The organism is Neorhizobium populisoli (genome assembly GCF_019430945.1).
Lineage (GTDB): Bacteria > Pseudomonadota > Alphaproteobacteria > Rhizobiales > Rhizobiaceae > Neorhizobium > Neorhizobium populisoli.
Window position 1 is genome coordinate 610,047 of sequence record NZ_JAHYCB010000004.1, and the last position, 17,682, is coordinate 627,728.

Sequence of the window (17,682 nt, forward strand, 5' to 3'; positions counted from 1 at the left end):
ACCAATCTTTGGAGGAGGATAAGGGAATGAACTATCACAGCAAACTGAAATCGGCGGTGGCGGCTCTGGCCATCGCCGTGCCGCTGGGCTTCACGGGCATGGCCCACGCCCAGGATGCCGTCAACCTGCGCATGACGATCTGGAGCGCCAACGAGGCGCATCTGAAGCTGTTCAACGAGATCGCCGCCGGCTTCTCGAAGGATCATCCGAACGTCAAGGTGACCTACGAGTCGCTGCCGTTCGATACCTATACGACGGCGCTCACCACCCAGATCGCCGGCGGCAACGCGCCGGACATGGCCTGGATCTTCGAGACCGCCGCCTATGACTTCGTCAACTCCGGCGCTCTCTTCCCGCTGAGCGATACGCTGAAGGCCACCAAGGACTACAATGCCGAGGAACTGAGCGCCACGGCTGCAGAACGCTGGACGAAGGACGGCAAGCTTTACGCCTATCCTTTCTCCACCTCGCCGTTTGCCATGTTCGTCAACAACGACGTCATCAAGGCCGCAGGCGCCAAGACACCTGCCGAGATGATCGCCGCCGGCCAGTGGACCTGGGAGAATGCCCTCGCCACCGCGTCCGCCGTTGGCCAGACGCCGGGCAAGGGCGGCCTGATCGTCCGCGACTTCAACTACCAGGTCTGGCAGAACCTCGCTTCCGTCTGGAACGGCTGGGGTGCCTCGCCCTGGAGCGCCGACGGCAAGACTTGCACCATGACCGAAAAGCCGATGGTCGATGCGCTGACCACCATCCACAACGCCATCTTCAAGAAAAAGGCGATACCGGGACCCGGTGAAAACGTCGATTTCTTCGCCGGCAATGCGGCGATGACGATCACCCAGATCAGCCGTGCCTCGCTTCTGCCGAAGGAAAAGCCCTTCGCCTGGGACCTCGTACCGCTGCCGAAGGGTCCGGCAGGTGAATATGCACTGATCGGCCAGGCCGGTATCGGCGTCATGCAGGCGGGCAAGAACGCCAAGACGGCGGCCGAATTCGTTGCCTATATGACGAACCCGGAAAACTCGGCCAAGCTCAGCCAGTTCTTCCCCTCGGCCCGCAAGTCGCTGCTCAACGCGGAAGTCTTGAAGAAGACCAACCCGCTGCTCACCCAAGAACAGATCGACAAGGTCGTCATCGGCGGCATCGCCACCGGCAAGGTCATTCCTGGTCATACGGGCTTTGCGCAGATCCAACAGGCGGTGCGTTCCGGTCTCGATGCCGTCTGGCGTCCGGATGCGGATATTGCCGGTTCGCTGCAAAAGATCTGCGGCCAGATCAACCCGCTGCTGAAGCGCTAAGGGGATAAACGGATGGCTGTCGCGCAGGATCATGCAACGCCGGAGGGCCGCTCCTCATCGCCCTTCTGGACGATTGCCCGGCGCGACAGTCTCGCCGGTTTCCTCTTCATCGCCCCACAACTGATCGGCATTATCACCTTCGTGCTGATCCCGCTCGGCCTCGTATTCTGGTATTCGCTGCACGAGTGGAATGTGCTGGCGAACACCTTTACCTATACCGGCGCGCAGAACTACCAGATGCTGATGGAGGACACGAACCTCCTCGAAGTGCTGGGCGCGACCGCGATCTTTTCCGCCGGGCTCGTCGTTCTCAACATGTCGTTGGCGCTGCTGCTGGCGGTGCTTTTGAACCAGAAGCTCGCCGGCATCACCATTTTCCGCACGCTGTTCTTCTCGCCGGTCGTCGTTTCGCTGGTGGCCTGGACGATCGTCTGGGGTTTTCTCCTGCAGAAGAACGGCGGCATCAACGGTGTGCTGCTTCTCGTCGGCATTGAGGGACCGAACTGGCTGCGTGAGGAAACCACTGCGATGATCTCCGTCATCGTTGTACAGGTCTTCAAGAATGTCGGCCTCAACATGATCCTGTTTCTGGCGGCGCTTCAGGGCGTGCCGAACGAGCTTTACGAGGCAGCCCGCATTGATGGAGCGCCGCGTTTCAAGCAGTTCCGCCGCATCACCCTGCCGCTGATCAGCCCGACCATCCTGCTCACCTCGATCATCACCATCGTCGGCTCGCTGCAGGTGTTTGCGCAGATCGCGGTGCTGACCCAGGGCGGGCCGGGCATGTCGACGACCGTGCTTGTCTATTACCTCTACCAGCAGGCCTTCCAGTTCCATCTCTTTGGTTACGGCTCGACGCTCTCCATTGTGTTGTTCGTCATCGTCGCGGTGCTGACCTTCGCCCAGTGGCAGATGCGCAAGAGGATCGTCTTTTATGAAAGCTGAACTCTCCCCGCGCATGAAGACCGCGCTTTACGGGCTGATGTGCGTGCTGCTCATCCCCTTCGTCTTCCCGACCTGGTGGATGGTCACGTCATCGGTCAAGCCGATCAGCGATATCTTCGCTTTCCCGCCGCAGTTCATCCCGCAACACTACGACTGGACAACCTATTCGAAGGTCTTCGAACTGCAGCCCTTCGTGCAGCAATACTGGAACTCGGCCTATATCGCCGCGGCGGTGACAATAGGCACGATGGTGATCTCGTCGATGGCCGGTTATGCCTTCGCGCGGATTAGGTTTCCGTTCGCCAACACGATTTTCATGATCGTGCTGCTCGGTCTGCTGATCCCGTCGGAAGTGACGATCGTGCCGCTGTTCCAGATGTTTCTGAAGGCCGGCATGGTGAACACCCACTGGCCGCTGATCCTGGTGCCGATCTTCGGCGCGCCGAGCGTCTTCGCCACTTTCGTGATGCGGCAGTTCTTCGTGACGCTGCCGAACGAATTGGAAGAGGCGGCGCGCGTCGATGGCCTTGGCCGTTTCAAGATCTTTCACAAGATCGCCCTGCCGCTCGCCAAGCCGGCGCTGGCATCGGTGGCGATCTTCACCTTCCTGCATTCCTGGAATTTGTTCCTCGAACCGATCGTGTTCCTTTCCAGCGCCGACAAGTTCACGCTGCCGCAGGCGCTGACCCAATATACCGACGCTTATGGCGGGCCGATGTGGAACATCCAGCTTGCCGCCGCGACACTGACGGCACTGCCCGTCCTCATCGTCTTCATCATCGCGCAGAAGCAGTTCGTCGAAGGGCTCGCGCATACCGGCCTGAAGGGCTGAAGAACCGGATTTCTCATGGCTGAAGTTACCCTTTCGAATGTCCGCAAGAGCTATGGTGCCGTCGATATCATCCATGGCGTCGATCTCGAAATCCGCGACGGTGAGTTCGTGGTGCTGGTCGGCCCCTCCGGCTGCGGCAAGTCAACGCTGCTTCGGATGGTCGCCGGGCTGGAGACGATCACCGGCGGCGACATCAGGATCGGCGGACGCGTGGTCAATGATCTTGATCCCAAGGACCGCGACATCGCCATGGTCTTCCAGAACTATGCGCTCTATCCGCATATGACGGTGGCCACCAATATGGGCTTCTCGCTGGAGCATCGGGGCACTAGCAAGGCACAGATCGCCGAGCGTGTGAAATGGGCGGCCGATATCCTCGGCCTGACGCATCTGCTGGACCGTTACCCCCGCCAGTTGTCCGGCGGCCAGCGGCAGCGCGTCGCCATGGGGCGGGCGATCGTCCGCGATCCACAGGTCTTCCTGTTCGACGAACCGCTGTCGAACCTCGACGCCAAACTGCGCGTCGTGATGCGCGGCGAAATCAAGAGCCTGCACCAGAAGCTAAAAACCACCACCGTCTATGTCACCCACGATCAGGTCGAGGCCATGACCATGGCCGACAAGATCGTCGTGCTCAACGGCGGAAGGGTGGAGCAGATCGGCGCGCCGCTCGATCTTTATGACCGGCCGGCCAATCAGTTCGTGGCGGGCTTCATCGGCTCCCCCTCGATGAACTTCCTGAACGGCACGATCACGGCAGAAGGTTTTGCCGCGCCGGGTATCGTGTTGCCGCTTCCGGAGACGGCGCATCAATGGCGCGATCGCAAGGCGGTCTACGGCATTCGGCCGGAGCATTTCACGCTCGACGATAACGGCGTGCCGGCGGAAATCATCCTTGTCGAGCCGATGGGCTCGGAGACGCAGGTGACGATGAAGCTCGGCGAAACGCAGGTCACCGGCGTTTTTCGCGAGCGTGTCAGGCTTTCTCCGGGAGAGACGATCCGCGCTCGCCCGGATCTTGCCAACATTCACCTCTTCGCCGCCGATGGCGGTCAGCGCCTGAACTGAGGGTCGCCATGCCGGTCTATCCAGAAACCAAGCTCACCAAGGCTCTGCGTGGGGGTGAGTTTCCCGTCATCGTCTCGCTGGCGCGTCACGATCTCGACCTCGCAAAGGCGGCGATCGGGGCAGGAGCCGTCGCCATCAAGGTGCATCTCAACGCCTATCACCGGGCGACCCGCACGACGTTCGGAAGTTTTGCCGAAGAACGGCCGTTTTATGAAAAGCTCGCGACTTTAGGTGTGCCGCTGCTGGTGATGGCCGGGCAGGAGAAGGTGCCGAGTGTGGAAGAAATGGATGCGCTCGCCGATCTGGGTTTCGAGGGTTTCAATATCTATTTCAGCGACTTGCACCCGCATCTTCTGCAGTCGCGACTTCGTCCCATGCCGGCGCTCGGCGAAAACAGCACGGACGATGACCTGAAGAAGATCCTCGATATTCCTGGTTCGATGATGGAGGCATCCGTTGCCTCGTTTGCCGACTACGGCAAGCCTCTCAATGAGACCGATCTCGCCCGCTATCGTGAGATCACCACCAAGGCAGGCATTCCGGTCATCGCGCCGAGCCAGAAGAAGTTCACGCCAACCGACATGCAGAAGTTGAAGGCAGCTGGCATTGCTGCACCGCTGCTCGGCGTCATCGTGACCGGCACCACGGTCGAGAGCATGGAAGCCGCAGTGCGGCCGATCGTGGAAAGCGCCCGGCGCGTGAACTGATCCGCCTTACCAATCCGAATGCAAAAGGCCTGTCGGACATTTGTCCAGACAGGCCTTTTTGATTCACGTTTGCTGTCGCGGGCTTATCGCGAACGCGGATCCAGCGCATCACGCAACCCGTCGCCCAGCAGGTTGAACGACAGAACCGTCATGAAGATGGCCACACCGGGCCAGAGCGCCATCCAGGGTGCATTGCTGAGGAAGCGTTGCGCCGAGTTCAGCATGGAACCCCAGGAGGGAGCCGGCGGCTGCAGGCCGAGGCCGAGGAAGGACATGCTGGCTTCGGCGATGATCGCTGATGCGATCGTCAAGGTCGCCTGCACCATCAGCTGCGGCAGGATGTTCGGCAGGATATGTCGAACCGCGATGCGCCATTGCGGGTTGCCGACCGCGCTCGCCGCCTCGATATACTCTTCCGCCTTGATCGACAGGACCTGACCGCGGGTCAGGCGGATGAAGAGCGGCGTGGCAGTGATGCCGATCGCCAGCATGGCGTTGGTCAGGCTCGGACCGAGGAAGGCGGCGAAGGCAATCGCCAAGATCAGGAACGGGCAGGCGAGCATGGCATCGGTGAAACGGCTGATCAGCCCGTCGACGATGCCGCCGAGAAAGCCGGCGGCAAGGCCCAGAGGCACGCCGATCGCCATGGCGATCGCAACCGAGGTAAGGCCGGCCAGCAGCGAGGCGCGGGCGCCCCAGATGATCCGGGAAAGCATGTCGCGGCCGGCTTCGTCCGTGCCGAACCAATGCGCCATGGACGGCGCCTTGCGGACCAGCGTCCAGCTTTGCGCGGCCGGATCGTAGGGTGCCAGCAGCGGCGCGAAAACGGCGACGAAGACCATGAGCAGCACAACGGCGAGGCCGACGAGCGCGCTCTTGCGCTTCGACAGCCGCCGCCACAGGCGCCCCTGGAAGAAGTTGGTGATCGGGTTGCCCTTGGGAGCGGCGACAGGTTTGGTTTCGGAGATCGTCAGCACGGTCAGCTTCTCAGTCTTGGGTTGACGAGGATGTATCCGATGTCAGCCAGAAGGTTGAGGATGATATAGAACAGCGAGGTCACGAGCACGACGCCCTGCACCACGGGATAGTCGCGGGTGAAGACGGCATCGACGATCAGCTTGCCGAAACCGGGGATCGTGAAGATCTGTTCGGTTAGCACTGCGCCGGAGAGCAGCGCGCCGAATTCCAGCGCGCCGAGCGTGATGATCGGCGTCAGGGCATTGCGCATAGCATGTTTGAACACGACGACCCATTCGCTGAGGCCCTTGGCGCGGGCAGTGCGGACGTAATCGCTTTCCAGCGCCTGCAGCATGGCGCCGCGGGTGTGGCGCATGATGACGCCGGCAATGCCGGTGCCCAGCACGAAGGCCGGCATGATCGTCGTCGCAAGGTTCATCCTCAGGTCTTCCCAAGGGCTGACGAAGCCGGAGGCCGGCAGCCAGCCGAGATTTACCGAGAAGAACATGATCAGCATGATGCCGAGCCAGAAGTTCGGCAGCGAAATGCCGGCCAGCGACACGACGTTTGTGGCGTAGTCGATCGGCGTATTCTGGCGAAGCGCCGAGATGACGCCGCCGGCAATGCCGAGCACCAGGGCTACGATGATGCCCATGACCGCGAGCTGCAGGGTGACCGGTAGCTTGAGCAGGATGAGTTCGAGAACCGGGCGATTGTGGCGCATGGATTCGCCGAGATCACCGACGAAGACGCCCTTAACCCAGTAGAGATACTGGACGAGCATCGGCTGATCGAGATGGTACTGGGCGCGGATGGCGGCAAGCGTCGCCTCGTCCGGATTTTCGCCGGCCAGCACCAGCGCCGGGTCACCCGGCAGGAGATGCTGCAGCGAGAAGATGATCAGCGACAGAAGGATGACCGTCGGGATGAGCTGCAGGAGGCGGCGTGCGAGAAGCGATGACATGGGTTCAGCCTCCTGCCACGGTCTGGGCCGGACGATTGGCCGCTTTGGCGGCCATGGCCTCGAAGGCCGCGAACAGCTTTTCAAGCTTTGGATTGCGCGGTTCGCGGGCGATTTCCGCTGCATCCTGCGCCGGCAGTTCGCGCCAGAAGGCGCAGGTATTGGCATGGCCATTGGCTTCGACGTCTAGTTTCATATCGACGCTCTTGCATTCCGGTCGCGCATACGGACAGCGGGTATGCAGGCGGCAGCCTTCCGGCGGCGAAAGCGGGCTTGGCAGGTCACCATGCAGGCGGGCGGCCTTGGCGCGCTGGTGGCTTGGCGGAGCGGCGACCGGAATGGCCGAGAGCAGGGCGCGTGTATAAGGATGGCGCGGAGCGGCGAAGATATCGTCGGCCGTGCCCATCTCGACCACCTTGCCGAGATACATGACGGCGACGCGGTCGGCGATGTGCTTCACCACGCCGAGGTCATGCGAGATGAACACGAAGGCGAGGCCGAGGCGTTTCTGCAGATCTTTCAGCAGATTGAGAACCTGCGCCTGGATCGATACGTCGAGGGCGGAAACCGCCTCGTCGCAGATGATGGCCTTCGGCTCCGACGCAAGCGCACGGGCGATGACGACGCGCTGGCGCTGGCCGCCGGAGAATTCGTGCGGATAGCGGTTTGCCGTTTCCGGGCGCAGACCGACCATTTCGAGAAGCTCGGCGACGCGTTTGGCGCGCTGATTGGCCGGCACGATATTGTGCAGCATCAGCGGCTCGGCAATCGTCTGGGCGATCGTCATGCGCGGGTTGAGCGAGGCATAGGGGTCCTGGAAGATCAGCTGCACATGCCGGCGCTGCTCGCGCATCGCCGAGTGGCTGATATTGGTGACGTCCTGGCCGTCGATCAGCACTTCGCCGGCGCTCGGCTTGATCAGCCGCATCAGCAATCGGCCGAGCGTGGACTTGCCGCAACCGGATTCGCCGACGATCGCCAGCGTTTCGCCGGGCATCAGCTTCAGGGTGACGGCATCAACAGCGCCGACAGAGGCCAGCGGACGGCCGAACACGGTGCGCTTGACGACGAAATTCTTGCCGAGCCCACGGACTTCGATAATCGGGGTGGTGGAGGTCTGGGTCATGGGACGAGGTCCTGCATGGGCGCGCGCCAACAGCGGCTGAAATGGCCGTCGGTGACGTCCATCAACTCAGGCATTTCGGCGCATTTTTCGATGCGGAACGGACAGCGCGCCTGGAAACGACAGCCCGAAGGCGGATTGGCCATGTCCGGAACGGTACCGGTGATAGCGACGAGCTGCTCGCGCTTTTCATCAAGGCGTGGCAGCGAGCCGAGCAGGCCAACAGTGTAAGGGTGCTGCGGGAAAGTGAACAGCTCCTCGACGGAACACTGCTCGACCACCTGGCCGGCATACATGACGATCACGTCATCGCAGGATTCCGCCACGACGCCGAGATCGTGAGTGATGAGGACGATGGCGGTGCCGGTCTTCTGCTGCAGTTCGCGCATCAGTTCCAGCACCTGCGCCTGGATGGTCACGTCCAGTGCGGTCGTCGGTTCGTCGGCGATCAGCAGTTCCGGATCGCAGGCGAGCGCCATGGCGATCATCACGCGCTGGCGCATGCCGCCGGAAAGATTGTGCGGATATTGATGATAGCGGGTTTCGGGCGAAGGAATGCGCACCAGCTTCAGCATGGCGATGGCGCGTTCGGTCGCTTCCTTTTTCGACATCCGGCGATGGCGCAGGATGACTTCCTCGATCTGGTCGCCGACCGTATGGGACGGGTTGAGCGAGGTCATCGGTTCCTGGAAGATCATTGCGAGCCGATTGCCGCGCAGGCTGCGCATACCGCTCTTGGTTTCGTCGAGCAACTGTCGGCCGTCGAAATTGACGCTGCCGGAAATGCGGGCGCTGTGTTCGGGCAGAAGCCGCATCACGGCAAGCGACGTGACGCTCTTGCCGCTACCGGATTCGCCGACGATCGCCAGCGTCCGGCCCTTCTTGACCGAAAAACTGACGCCGTCCACGGCGGTGACGGTGCGCGTATCGCCTTCGAAGACGACACGCAGATTGTTGACTTCCAGCACCGACGCAGACGCGTCGTCAGCCCGAACGGATCGGGCTGACTGGGTTTCAAGTGTATGTTGAGACGTGCTCATCGAAGCCTTTGATCAGCTTGTATTACTTACGGCTGACGCCAGCCAGGCGGATGATGCCGTCCGGAGCAGGCTTCATGCCGACGATGTTGGAGTTATGCGCGAAGATCCACTGCGAATGGTACATGTAGACGATCGGCAGGTCCTTCTGGAGTGTCGCGACGATCTTGGCGTATTCCACTTTGCGGGCTTCTACGTCACCGATAGAGCGGGCCTTTTCCAGGTTCGCATCGAGCTCCTTGTTGCAGTAATGCGCGTCGTTGGTCGGCGCACCGCAGGAGAGCATCGGCGTGATGTTGAGGTCGGGGTCGACACGACCGCTCCAGCCGACGAGGTGCGCCTGGAACTTGCCCTGGCGGGCGATGTCGAGCAGCGTCATCAGCTCGGTCGGCTTGATCGAAACGTTGATGCCGATTTCCTGAACCATGGCCTGGATCAGCGTTGCGACCTGCTGGCGCTCGGCATCGGTCGGAACGAGGAGTTCCAGATCGACCGACTTCACACCGGCTTCCGCCATCTTCTTCTTGGCGGCTTCGACGTCGCGGGCCGGAACCGGGAACTTTTTGTCGTAGAACGGGCTCGACGGCGGGAACGGCTGGTTGCCGATCGAGGCCTGGCCGTCGAACACGACATTGCTGATCGCTTCGCGGTCGATCGCAAGGCTGAATGCTTCGCGGATGGCGGCCTTCTTGCCGGCTTCGAGGTTTGCGCCCTCGCCACCGATGCTGAAGGTGATGCCGTAATAACCGAGACCGACGACCGGATCGACGGCGAGCGCCTTGTCCTTCTTGACGGCTTCGACGTCGGTCGCTGCCAGACGCTCGATCAGGTCAAGCTGGCCGGAACGCAGGTTGAGCAGGCGGACGTTGGAATCCGGCATGCCGCGATAGATCAGGCGGTCGAAATTGTACTTCTTGGCGTCGTAATACTGCGGGAACTTTTCAAGGACGATACGGTCCTGAACCACGCGCTCGACGAACTTGTACGGGCCGGAGCACACCGGAGCGTCGGTGAACTTCTCGCCGAGCTTTTCACCGGCAGCCGGGCTGATGATCATGCCGGCGCGGTCGCTGAGTGCAGCGAGCAGCGGCACGGACGGCGATTTCAGATTGATCTGGACGGTGGTCGGATCGACGACGTCGACCGTGTTGATCGCGCTGATTTCCGGCTTGCGGCGGGAGAACTTGGCGTTGAGAGCGCGCTCGAGATTGTACTTGATCGCAGCCGCATCGACCTTGGTGCCGTCATGGAAAACGGCGTCACTGCGCAGCTTCAGCGTCAGGGTCTTGCTGTCGGCGCTCCACTGCCAGCTGGCAGCGAGCATCGGGATGATCTGGCCGTTCTCGTCGATATCGACGATCTTGTCGCAGAGCGACTGCAGAACGTGGCGGCCGACGAAGCTCCAATTGGTTGCCGGGTCGAGCGTATCCGGGTCGTCCTGCAGGCCGATCTTGAGGACGGACTGAGCGGCGGCCGGCGCTGCAGTGGCGGCCATGCCGCCGAATGCCAGCGTGGCTGCGAGTGCGAGGTAAAGTGGTTTCATCGAATTCCCTCTCTCTTGTTTAAAACTCTTGTTACGGCCTAGGCGGCATCAGCGCGCGACAGCATAGCCCTGCACGCCGCGCGGGTTGGAGCCGGCCTTGATCAGTTGCACGTCGCCATCCATTTCCCTTGCGACCGCAGCAAGACGACCTTCCGACCAGGCATCGGCGACGGTGATCTTATGGCCACGGGCCGCCAGATCCTCGCGAACCGCTTCAGGGAAACGGGATTCCAGCGTGACCGCACCATAGCTGATCTCGCGCGGCCAGAAGGAGGAGGGCAGATGGTCGGTATGGAAGGAAGGCGCGTCGATCGCCTCCTGCAGGTTCATGCCCTTGTGGATATGGCGCATCAGCATGATGAGCTGCCACTGGTCCTGCTGGTCGCCACCCGGCGTACCGAAGGCCATGTAAGGCTGGCCATCGCGGAACATGGTGGACGGGGTCAGCGTCGTGCGCGGCCGCCTGGACGGTGCGAGCGAGGAATTCAGGCCCTCTTCCAGCCAGAACATCTGGCCGCGTGTTGTGAGGCTGAAACCAAGGCCCGGAATGACCGGGCTCGACTGGAACCAGCCGCCCGAAGGGGTTGCGGAGACCATATTGCCCCAGCGATCGACGGCGCTTACTTGCACGGTATCGCCGCGCTGAGCGCCTTCGCGTGTCAAGGCGGGTTCGCCCTGCTTGTCGTTCGGCAGCTTGACGTCACGGGCAACCGTCGGTTCGCCGCCGCCAAGGCCCGGCTGATGAATGGTGCCGACCGTGCGCAGCGGCGGGATGTTCGGGTTGCGGCCTTCCGGGGCGCCGGGGCGCACATCCATGGAGGCGGCACCGGTGATCAGTGCGCGGCGGGTGTCGGCATAACCGGAGGACAGCAGCGCGGCCATCGGCACGTCGGGACTGTCGCCATACCACGACTCGCGGTCGGCCATGGCGAGCTTTGTCGCCTCGACGACGAGATGCACGAAATCGGCGCCCATCGGGTCCAGATCGGCGATATCCGTGCCCTTCAGGATGTTGAGCATCTGCAGGAGGACCGGGCCTTGCGACCACGGTCCGCACTTGAAGACCTCGTAGTCGCCATAGGTGGTGGAGACCGGCTTTTCGATCAGCGGCTTGTAATCGGCCATGTCCTGGGCGGTGATCAGGCCCTTGTGGCGGCGGCCGGAAACGTCCCAGACTTCTTCCGTGGCGCAGAATTCCTCGATCCGTTCGGCAACCGGGCCGCGATACCAGAAATCCAAAGCCGCATCGATGCGGGCTTCGCGGGTCTTGGCGGACTTCGTCTGATTGATGATCTTTTCGTAGAGATCGGCAATCAGCGGGTTACGGAAGAGCTTGCCGGATTGCGGCGCAACACCGCCCGGCAGGTAGATTTCCGCCGAGCTCGGCCAATGCGTTTCGAAGAGTTCGCGCATCGAGGCAATCGTGTTGGCGATGCGCGGCACCAGCGGGTGGCCGGTCCTTGCATAATAGATCGCCGGCGCCAGCACATCCTCGAGTTCGGCCGTGCCGTAATCACGCAGAAGTGTCAGCCAGGCGCCGAATGCACCCGGGATACAGGCCGCGAGAAGGCCGGTACCCGGAATAATATCGAGGCCAAGGTCCTTGAAATACTTTATGGTCGCCTTGGATGGCGAGGGGCCTTGTCCGGAAATCACGGTCGGAGCATCGGCGCCGGCCGGGGTGACGATGATCGGCACTTCGCCTGCAGGGCCGTTGAGATGGGGCTCGACGACCTGAAGGACGAAGCCGGTTGCCACGGCAGCATCAAAGGCCGTGTGGCCTTTTTCCAGAATGGACATGCCGACTGTTGAGGCAAGCCAGTGAGTCGACGATACTGCTCCGAACGTGCCTCTGAGTTCCGGTCGTGTCGTGAATGTCATGGCGATTCCTCATCCCAGCCGCGTGCGCCCCATCTTTCAGCCTCTTCGCAGAGGTTGCTGGCGGGAGCCGCATGTTGACGCTGGATTATATACAAGTCTCAATGTTAAGTGCCGCATCGCATGCGACAGCCTCTCTCTGTGGACATACTGTATATTTGTTGCCGATATTGCAAGCGGATTGTGTAATATGTTGCCGATTGGGTTATCCGAACGATACAAAAGAAACTGCCCGAAACGGGAAAGGGGAATGCCTGATGCTGGAAACTCCGGCTAACGCGAAGAAAAGTCGAAGCGATTTCGTTGCAGAGCAGCTGGAAGAGGCTGTCATTAACGGCGATATTCCAGCCGGGTCACGCCTCGATGAAACATCGATCGCCGCACAGTTCGGCGTCTCGCGCACGCCGGTTCGCGAGGCATTGCATATTCTGTGCGGCCGCGGCCTTGCCGAGCGGGAGCCTTACAAGGGCGTCGTTGCCATCCAGATCTCGGCGCAGCGTATCGACGAGATGTTCGAGGCGATGGCCGAGCTCGAAGCGACCTGCGGCCGGCTTTCATCGCATCGGATGACGATGAGCGAGCGGGCGGAACTCGAAAGCATGCATCGCGAGATGAATGCGCTGGCCGATGAAGGCGACCACGAGGCCTATAACGAGATCAATACGCGGTTTCACAGCCTGCTTTTCCAGGGCAGCCATAATAGCGACCTGATCTCCGCCGCCCAGACGCTGCGGCTGAAGCTTGCGCCATTCCGTAAATACCAGCTGAAGGACAAGGGCCGCCTTAAGCGTTCCTGCCGCGAGCATCAGCAGATCGTTGACGCGATCCTCGACCAGGATCCGAAGGCTGCGGAAAATGCGCTGCGACGTCATCTCGTTTCGGCGGCCCAGGAAGTCCTTCTCAAACGGCAGCGTCAGGAAGACGAGGCCGCCGCCAAAAGTCATCTCTGAAGAAAGCATACTGATGTCCGACACGATCGAAAAAGACGCCATCCGCGATGTTATCGCGCAGATGCAGGCTGCCTGGAACCGCGCGGATTTCCATGGATACATGGCCGGGTTCGCAAATCCGGACGTGACCTTCGTCTCCCGCGGCAAGATCCAGAAGGACTGGCAGGCGACGCTGGATCATTATATCGCCGACTACGGCGGGTCTCCGGGCTCCCAAGGCGAACTCGCCTTCACCAACATCCGCATCGAAATGCTGGCGCCCGATGCCGCCCAGCTGATCAGCGACTACAAGCTGGTGCGCCCGGCCGGCAACCAGACCGGCGTCAACACCCGGCTGATGCGCAAACGCGACGGCAGATGGGTGATCGCACTCAACCACGTTTCGCAGATCGAGCGATAGGCGCGTTATACAATCTTATCGGAAATGCATGACGACCGGCGTGCCGTCGATTGTGATAACTGGCATGTCGAAACTGAAAATCCTTTGCAGGGTCTCGGATGTGAGAAGCTCTGCGGGCGTGCCGTCGGCAATGATGCGCCCGGCTTTCATCGCAACGATCCGGTCCGCATGCGCGGCCGCCTGATTGATATCGTGCAGCACGATCACTACCGTTTTGCCGGCGTCATCGGCAATGGCACGCAGCGAGCGCATCAGCTCGCGAGAAAAATACATGTCGAGATTGTTGAGCGGTTCGTCGAGCAGCAGGTAATCAGTGCCTTGTGCGAAGGCCATGGCGACGAGTGCGCGCTGCCGCTGTCCGCCCGACAGTGTTTCGAGGAACCGGTCAGCAAGATCGGTGAGGTCGAATTGCTGGAGCGATTGGCCGATGACCGCGTGGTCCTCCGATGTCAGCCGCCCGCGGCCATGCGGAAAACGGCCGAAACCGACGAGTTCTCGCACCCTAAGCCGGCTCGTCACGATCGAATCTTGACGCAGGATCGCGATGATCTTTGCCAGATCTCGGTTCGGCGTCTTATCGACCGGGAAACCGTCGATGGAGATCTTGCCGGATTGCAGGGGCTGCAGCCTTGCGATGAGCGAGAGAAGCGAGGACTTGCCGGCGCCGTTCGGGCCGATCAGTGCGGTAATGCCGCCTTTCGGGATGTCCAGCGAGATGTCATACAGGATCGATGCGGCGCCGTGTTTCAGGGAGACGTTTTCAATCCGGATCATTTGCGGCTGCCAAGAAAGAGGAGGACGAGAAAGGCGAGGCCGCCGGCGAACTCGATAACGACGCCGAGTGTCGAGCTGTTGCCGAGCCCGTGCTGAAACAGCGTCTGGCCGCCGACCAGAATGACGATGGCTGTCAGCGCGGCCGCCGGCATCATCATGGCATGCCGGCGGGTATCCACGATGCGTTCCGCCACGGCGACGACAAGCAGACCGAAAAAGGCGACGGGGCCGACAAGAGCAGTGGAAACGGCGACCAGCGCCGCGACGAGCAGAAGAAACCCGGTGACCGTCCTGCTCCAGGTTACGCCAAGGCCGGTTGCGCTGTCTGCCCCGAGCGCCAGGATATCCAGCACATGCCGCGCGCGCCAGGCGATCACCACGCCAACCACCGTGAGGACGGCCGCGAAAATCAGCAGATCAGTGCGGACGTCGTTGAAATTGGCGAAACTCGCGCCCTGAGCCACGGCGAAATCGTTCGGGTCGACAAGCCGGGCGAGCAGCGATTGAAGGCTGCGGAACAGAACGCCGAGGATGATGCCGGCAAGCAGCATCAGCCCCATGTCGATGCGATGCTTCAGCATAGGAAGCAGCAGGCCGGCCGCAAGCGCCATCAGCAGCAGCACTTCGCCGCTGAACTTGAGCTGCGGGTCGAGCGCCGCGTAACCGAGCCCGCCCAACAGGAAGACGAGCAGCATCTGGCCGAAAAGATAGAGCGCATCGAGACCCATGATGGAGGGCGTCAGGATGCGATTGTTGGTGACAGTCTGGAAGATCACGGTGGAGATGGCGATCGAGACGCTGACCTGGATCAGGGCCGCGAGTTTCGTGGCGCGCAGCGCCAGCACGAAGCCGATATTGCCGCGCAGCCCGATCGTCATATAGGCCAGGATGCAGAGCAGGGCTGCAACGCCGAGACAGGCAAGCCGACGATCAACCATGTGCTGGCCGCCTGAACAGGAGCCAGAGGAAAATGGCGCCACCGACGCAGCCCATCACCGTGCCTACGGGTATCTCATAGGGATAACGGACCAGCCGGCCGAGGATGTCGCAACCCAGTACCAGGATCGCGCCGCTGAGCGCCACGACCGGCAAGGTGCTGCGCAGATTATCTCCCGCAAGGCGCGATACGATGTTCGGCACGACGATGCCGACGAAGGGGATGGTGCCGACAACGACCGTACAGAGCGCCGAGATAACGGAGACGATCACAAGGCCGAGCTGCAGCATGCGGGCATAATCGACACCGAGCCCGATGCTTGCATCGCGCCCCATCGCCATGATCGTCAGCCGATCGGCGATCGCCCAGGCGACGATCAGCATGGCCGCGCCGATCCACAATAGTTCATAACGGCCGCGCAGCACGCCGGAAAAATCGCCGTTGGTCCAGACCGAGAGATATTGCAGCAGATCCGCCTGCCAGGCGATAAAGGTGACTGCCGCGCCGACAACCCCGCCGTAAACGATGCCGAACAGCGGTACGAGAAACGGCTGCGTCGGCAGCAAGCGATGCGCGGTCATCAGGAAAATTGACGTTCCGAGAAGAGCAGTGCCGGTTGCGGCGATGCTTTTGAGGAAGAGGCTTGCTGAAGGCCAGAACAGCGTGACGACCAACACGCCGAGTTCGGCACTTTGCGCCGTGCCGGCCGTTGAAGGCTCGACATAGCTGTTGCGCGCCAGCGTCTGCATGATGAGCCCTGCGATCGCCATGCCGGCTCCGACCAGAAGGGCCGCCAGCGTGCGCGGCAGTCGGCTTACCAGCAGCAGTTCGAATACTGCGGCATCGGAAAAGACGCGGCCCGGCGACACGTCGCTGACGCCGACAAACAGGCTTGCCACGACGAGAATTGCGAGCACGAGACCCGCAATCCAGGTTACCGACGACACTGGTTTCAGGACGGCGCTCGTCATTTCGCGGCGGCAAATGCCTCTGCGACGGTCGCCATCACCCGCTGCATCGATTGCACGCCCCCGGCGGCGATGTAGAACTCCGCGGCCGGCAGATAAACGACCTGACCCTTCTTCCAGGCGGTCGTCTGGGCGATCAATTCGTTATTCAATGTCGCCCTGGCGCCCTGCTCGCCCGAACCAATTGCAGCGGCGCGATCGAGCACCAGCAACCAGTCGGGATTGGCCTTGGCGATGAATTCGAAGGAAACCGCTTCGCCGTGATTGGCGGCCTTCACGTCGGGCACGGCTGGTGGCAGGTCGAGTGCCGCATGCACCCAGCCGAAGCGGGAGCCTGGACCGTAGGCTGTCACCTTCGGCCCGTTGGTCATGACGATCAAACCCCGGCCTTTGCCGGAGATCGCGGTCTTGGCTGCCTTGATCTGATCGTCGAGTTCGCTCGCGGCCTTGGCGGCTTCCGCCTGCTTGCCGAAGAGAGCGCCATAAGTTGCAAGCCTTTGCTTGGCCTGAGCCACGAGATCGTCGCCATCCATGGTCATGTCGATGGTCTGCGCCACCTTGGCGGCCGCATCCAACCTGGTGGAAGACCTGCCGCCGACGATGATGAGATCGGGGCCAAGTGAGCTCAGCGCTTCGAGATCTGGCTCGAAAATATCGCCGACGACTTCGGCTCCCTGTTTCAACGGTTCGAGTTGCGACAGGAACAGCTTTTCCGGCACGCCTGCCGGCTTGACTCCGATCCGGTCGAGCGTGTCGAGGGCGGCGATATCGAAGACGGCAACCTTGGCCGGCGCCTTTGCAATCGCGACCGGCCCCCTGGCGGTCGAAATCTCGGCAGCCTGTGCCGAAAGTGCTGAAAGCGCAAAGGCGGCGACAGCCGCTATCGTCCTGATCTTCATCGTCTCACCCTGTATTGCTCATCTCGCTCCGGCTCAGGCGGCGCGATCCTGTAGCTGCCATTGCAGAGCCTCCAGATTTTCGCGGAAGGCGAAGCGGACGAGATGCCGCTCGATCACCGATTGCGTCTCGGTGAGCTGTTCGGAACCCTCCGCAACCGCTGTGATCTTCAGACCAGTGTCATCGGCATCCAGCACCGCCATGCCGCAGGAGAAACGGCATTCGCCGTGGTCTTCCGTATAGGTGACGTCGATCTTGTGGGCGAAATGCTTGCACAGCTGGACGAGATATTTGCGGCCGTGTTCGGTTCGCCATTCTGCTGCTGCCTGGATCATGGATTGCTCCTTTACTTGAGTTTTATATTCCACTTATCCCGACATGGATGTGGCGACAACCCGGAAGGT

At 61.6% G+C, this 17,682-nt stretch carries 18 protein-coding genes; 7 read left to right on the forward strand and 11 right to left on the reverse strand.

The annotated features are described in order from the left end of the window. Positions 1-26 precede the first annotated feature (26 nt). Genes KX729_RS13955 through KX729_RS13975 form a run of 5 tightly spaced genes read left to right on the forward strand, consistent with a single transcriptional unit; the run spans position 27 to position 4,853 of the window. On the forward strand, positions 27-1,301 hold the full coding sequence (locus KX729_RS13955) for an ABC transporter substrate-binding protein (protein ID WP_219743057.1): 1,275 nt from the start codon (positions 27-29) through the stop codon (positions 1,299-1,301). A gap of 12 nt (positions 1,302-1,313) precedes the next feature. Beyond that, entirely contained in the window at positions 1,314-2,246 is a 933-nt protein-coding gene (locus KX729_RS13960) for a carbohydrate ABC transporter permease (protein WP_219743058.1), read from the forward strand. After that, entirely contained in the window at positions 2,236-3,078 is an 843-nt protein-coding gene (locus tag KX729_RS13965; RefSeq protein ID WP_219743059.1) for a carbohydrate ABC transporter permease, read from the forward strand. Before KX729_RS13960 ends, KX729_RS13965 begins: the two co-directional genes overlap by 11 nt. Before the next feature lie 15 nt (positions 3,079-3,093). Then, positions 3,094-4,146, forward strand: coding sequence for an ABC transporter ATP-binding protein (locus KX729_RS13970; RefSeq protein ID WP_219743060.1), 1,053 nt, complete (start codon positions 3,094-3,096; stop codon positions 4,144-4,146). 8 nt (positions 4,147-4,154) lie between these two features. Further along, the gene (locus tag KX729_RS13975; RefSeq protein ID WP_219743061.1) at positions 4,155-4,853 is read left to right on the forward strand and encodes a hypothetical protein; all 699 of its coding nucleotides are present in this window, start codon (positions 4,155-4,157) and stop codon (positions 4,851-4,853) included. Positions 4,854-4,936: 83 nt separating this feature from the next. On the opposite strand, the gene KX729_RS13980 is transcribed toward KX729_RS13975, so the two are convergent. Genes KX729_RS13980 through KX729_RS14005 form a run of 6 tightly spaced genes read right to left on the reverse strand, consistent with a single transcriptional unit; the run spans position 4,937 to position 12,355 of the window. After that, the gene (locus tag KX729_RS13980) at positions 4,937-5,779 is read right to left on the reverse strand and encodes an ABC transporter permease (protein WP_219743142.1); all 843 of its coding nucleotides are present in this window, start codon (positions 5,777-5,779) and stop codon (positions 4,937-4,939) included. Positions 5,780-5,832: 53 nt separating this feature from the next. Beyond that, a complete protein-coding gene (locus tag KX729_RS13985; protein ID WP_219743062.1) occupies positions 5,833-6,774 on the reverse strand; it encodes an ABC transporter permease in 942 nt (313 codons plus the stop codon). A gap of 4 nt (positions 6,775-6,778) precedes the next feature. After that, positions 6,779-7,897, reverse strand: a complete 1,119-nt coding sequence (locus KX729_RS13990) for an ABC transporter ATP-binding protein (protein ID WP_219743063.1) — start codon at positions 7,895-7,897, stop codon at positions 6,779-6,781. Beyond that, entirely contained in the window at positions 7,894-8,934 is a 1,041-nt protein-coding gene (locus KX729_RS13995; RefSeq protein WP_219743064.1) for an ABC transporter ATP-binding protein, read from the reverse strand. Before KX729_RS13995 ends, KX729_RS13990 begins: the two co-directional genes overlap by 4 nt. 22 nt (positions 8,935-8,956) lie before the next feature. Continuing rightward, the gene (locus KX729_RS14000; protein WP_219743065.1) at positions 8,957-10,474 is read right to left on the reverse strand and encodes an ABC transporter substrate-binding protein; all 1,518 of its coding nucleotides are present in this window, start codon (positions 10,472-10,474) and stop codon (positions 8,957-8,959) included. A gap of 48 nt (positions 10,475-10,522) precedes the next feature. After that, entirely contained in the window at positions 10,523-12,355 is a 1,833-nt protein-coding gene (locus KX729_RS14005) for a gamma-glutamyltransferase family protein (RefSeq protein ID WP_219743066.1), read from the reverse strand. 254 nt (positions 12,356-12,609) lie between these two features. Between KX729_RS14005 and KX729_RS14010 the strand changes: the two genes are divergently transcribed. Further along, entirely contained in the window at positions 12,610-13,302 is a 693-nt protein-coding gene (locus tag KX729_RS14010) for a GntR family transcriptional regulator (protein WP_219743067.1), read from the forward strand. Positions 13,303-13,315: 13 nt separating this feature from the next. Continuing rightward, positions 13,316-13,702, forward strand: a complete 387-nt coding sequence (locus tag KX729_RS14015) for an SgcJ/EcaC family oxidoreductase (protein ID WP_219743068.1) — start codon at positions 13,316-13,318, stop codon at positions 13,700-13,702. Between the two features lie 15 nt (positions 13,703-13,717). Here the strand turns inward: KX729_RS14015 and KX729_RS14020 are convergent, their stop codons facing one another. The 5 genes from KX729_RS14020 to KX729_RS14040 are packed head-to-tail and all read right to left on the reverse strand — an operon-like array spanning position 13,718 to position 17,613. Beyond that, the gene (locus tag KX729_RS14020; RefSeq protein WP_219743069.1) at positions 13,718-14,476 is read right to left on the reverse strand and encodes an iron ABC transporter ATP-binding protein; all 759 of its coding nucleotides are present in this window, start codon (positions 14,474-14,476) and stop codon (positions 13,718-13,720) included. Continuing rightward, the gene (locus KX729_RS14025) at positions 14,473-15,414 is read right to left on the reverse strand and encodes an iron chelate uptake ABC transporter family permease subunit (RefSeq protein ID WP_219743070.1); all 942 of its coding nucleotides are present in this window, start codon (positions 15,412-15,414) and stop codon (positions 14,473-14,475) included. The genes KX729_RS14020 and KX729_RS14025 overlap by 4 nt, the downstream gene beginning before the upstream one ends. Further along, positions 15,407-16,384 carry an ABC transporter permease gene (locus KX729_RS14030; RefSeq protein ID WP_219743071.1) on the reverse strand — a complete coding sequence of 326 codons (978 nt, stop codon included), beginning with the start codon at positions 16,382-16,384 and terminating at the stop codon, positions 15,407-15,409. Before KX729_RS14030 ends, KX729_RS14025 begins: the two co-directional genes overlap by 8 nt. Beyond that, positions 16,381-17,280: a siderophore ABC transporter substrate-binding protein gene (locus KX729_RS14035; protein WP_219743072.1), complete on the reverse strand. Its 900-nt coding sequence runs from the start codon at positions 17,278-17,280 to the stop codon at positions 16,381-16,383. The genes KX729_RS14030 and KX729_RS14035 overlap by 4 nt, the downstream gene beginning before the upstream one ends. Before the next feature lie 33 nt (positions 17,281-17,313). Further along, the gene (locus KX729_RS14040) at positions 17,314-17,613 is read right to left on the reverse strand and encodes a DUF2218 domain-containing protein (RefSeq protein WP_219743073.1); all 300 of its coding nucleotides are present in this window, start codon (positions 17,611-17,613) and stop codon (positions 17,314-17,316) included. Positions 17,614-17,682 lie beyond the last annotated feature (69 nt).

Bases quoted from the DNA above. Each gene is read 5' to 3' on its own strand.
- KX729_RS13955 (WP_219743057.1), top strand. From the start codon at position 27: ATGAACTATCACAGCAAACTGAAATCGGCGGTGGCGGCTCTGGCCATC.
- KX729_RS13960 (WP_219743058.1), top strand. From the start codon at position 1,314: ATGGCTGTCGCGCAGGATCATGCAACGCCGGAGGGCCGCTCCTCATCG.
- KX729_RS13965 (WP_219743059.1), top strand. From the start codon at position 2,236: ATGAAAGCTGAACTCTCCCCGCGCATGAAGACCGCGCTTTACGGGCTG.
- KX729_RS13970 (WP_219743060.1), top strand. From the start codon at position 3,094: ATGGCTGAAGTTACCCTTTCGAATGTCCGCAAGAGCTATGGTGCCGTC.
- KX729_RS13975 (WP_219743061.1), top strand. From the start codon at position 4,155: ATGCCGGTCTATCCAGAAACCAAGCTCACCAAGGCTCTGCGTGGGGGT.
- KX729_RS13985 (WP_219743062.1), bottom strand. From the start codon at position 6,774: ATGTCATCGCTTCTCGCACGCCGCCTCCTGCAGCTCATCCCGACGGTC.
- KX729_RS13990 (WP_219743063.1), bottom strand. From the start codon at position 7,897: ATGACCCAGACCTCCACCACCCCGATTATCGAAGTCCGTGGGCTCGGC.
- KX729_RS13995 (WP_219743064.1), bottom strand. From the start codon at position 8,934: ATGAGCACGTCTCAACATACACTTGAAACCCAGTCAGCCCGATCCGTT.
- KX729_RS14000 (WP_219743065.1), bottom strand. From the start codon at position 10,474: ATGAAACCACTTTACCTCGCACTCGCAGCCACGCTGGCATTCGGCGGC.
- KX729_RS14005 (WP_219743066.1), bottom strand. From the start codon at position 12,355: ATGACATTCACGACACGACCGGAACTCAGAGGCACGTTCGGAGCAGTA.
- KX729_RS14010 (WP_219743067.1), top strand. From the start codon at position 12,610: ATGCTGGAAACTCCGGCTAACGCGAAGAAAAGTCGAAGCGATTTCGTT.
- KX729_RS14015 (WP_219743068.1), top strand. From the start codon at position 13,316: ATGTCCGACACGATCGAAAAAGACGCCATCCGCGATGTTATCGCGCAG.
- KX729_RS14020 (WP_219743069.1), bottom strand. From the start codon at position 14,476: ATGATCCGGATTGAAAACGTCTCCCTGAAACACGGCGCCGCATCGATC.
- KX729_RS14025 (WP_219743070.1), bottom strand. From the start codon at position 15,414: ATGGTTGATCGTCGGCTTGCCTGTCTCGGCGTTGCAGCCCTGCTCTGC.
- KX729_RS14030 (WP_219743071.1), bottom strand. From the start codon at position 16,384: ATGACGAGCGCCGTCCTGAAACCAGTGTCGTCGGTAACCTGGATTGCG.
- KX729_RS14035 (WP_219743072.1), bottom strand. From the start codon at position 17,280: ATGAAGATCAGGACGATAGCGGCTGTCGCCGCCTTTGCGCTTTCAGCA.
- KX729_RS14040 (WP_219743073.1), bottom strand. From the start codon at position 17,613: ATGATCCAGGCAGCAGCAGAATGGCGAACCGAACACGGCCGCAAATAT.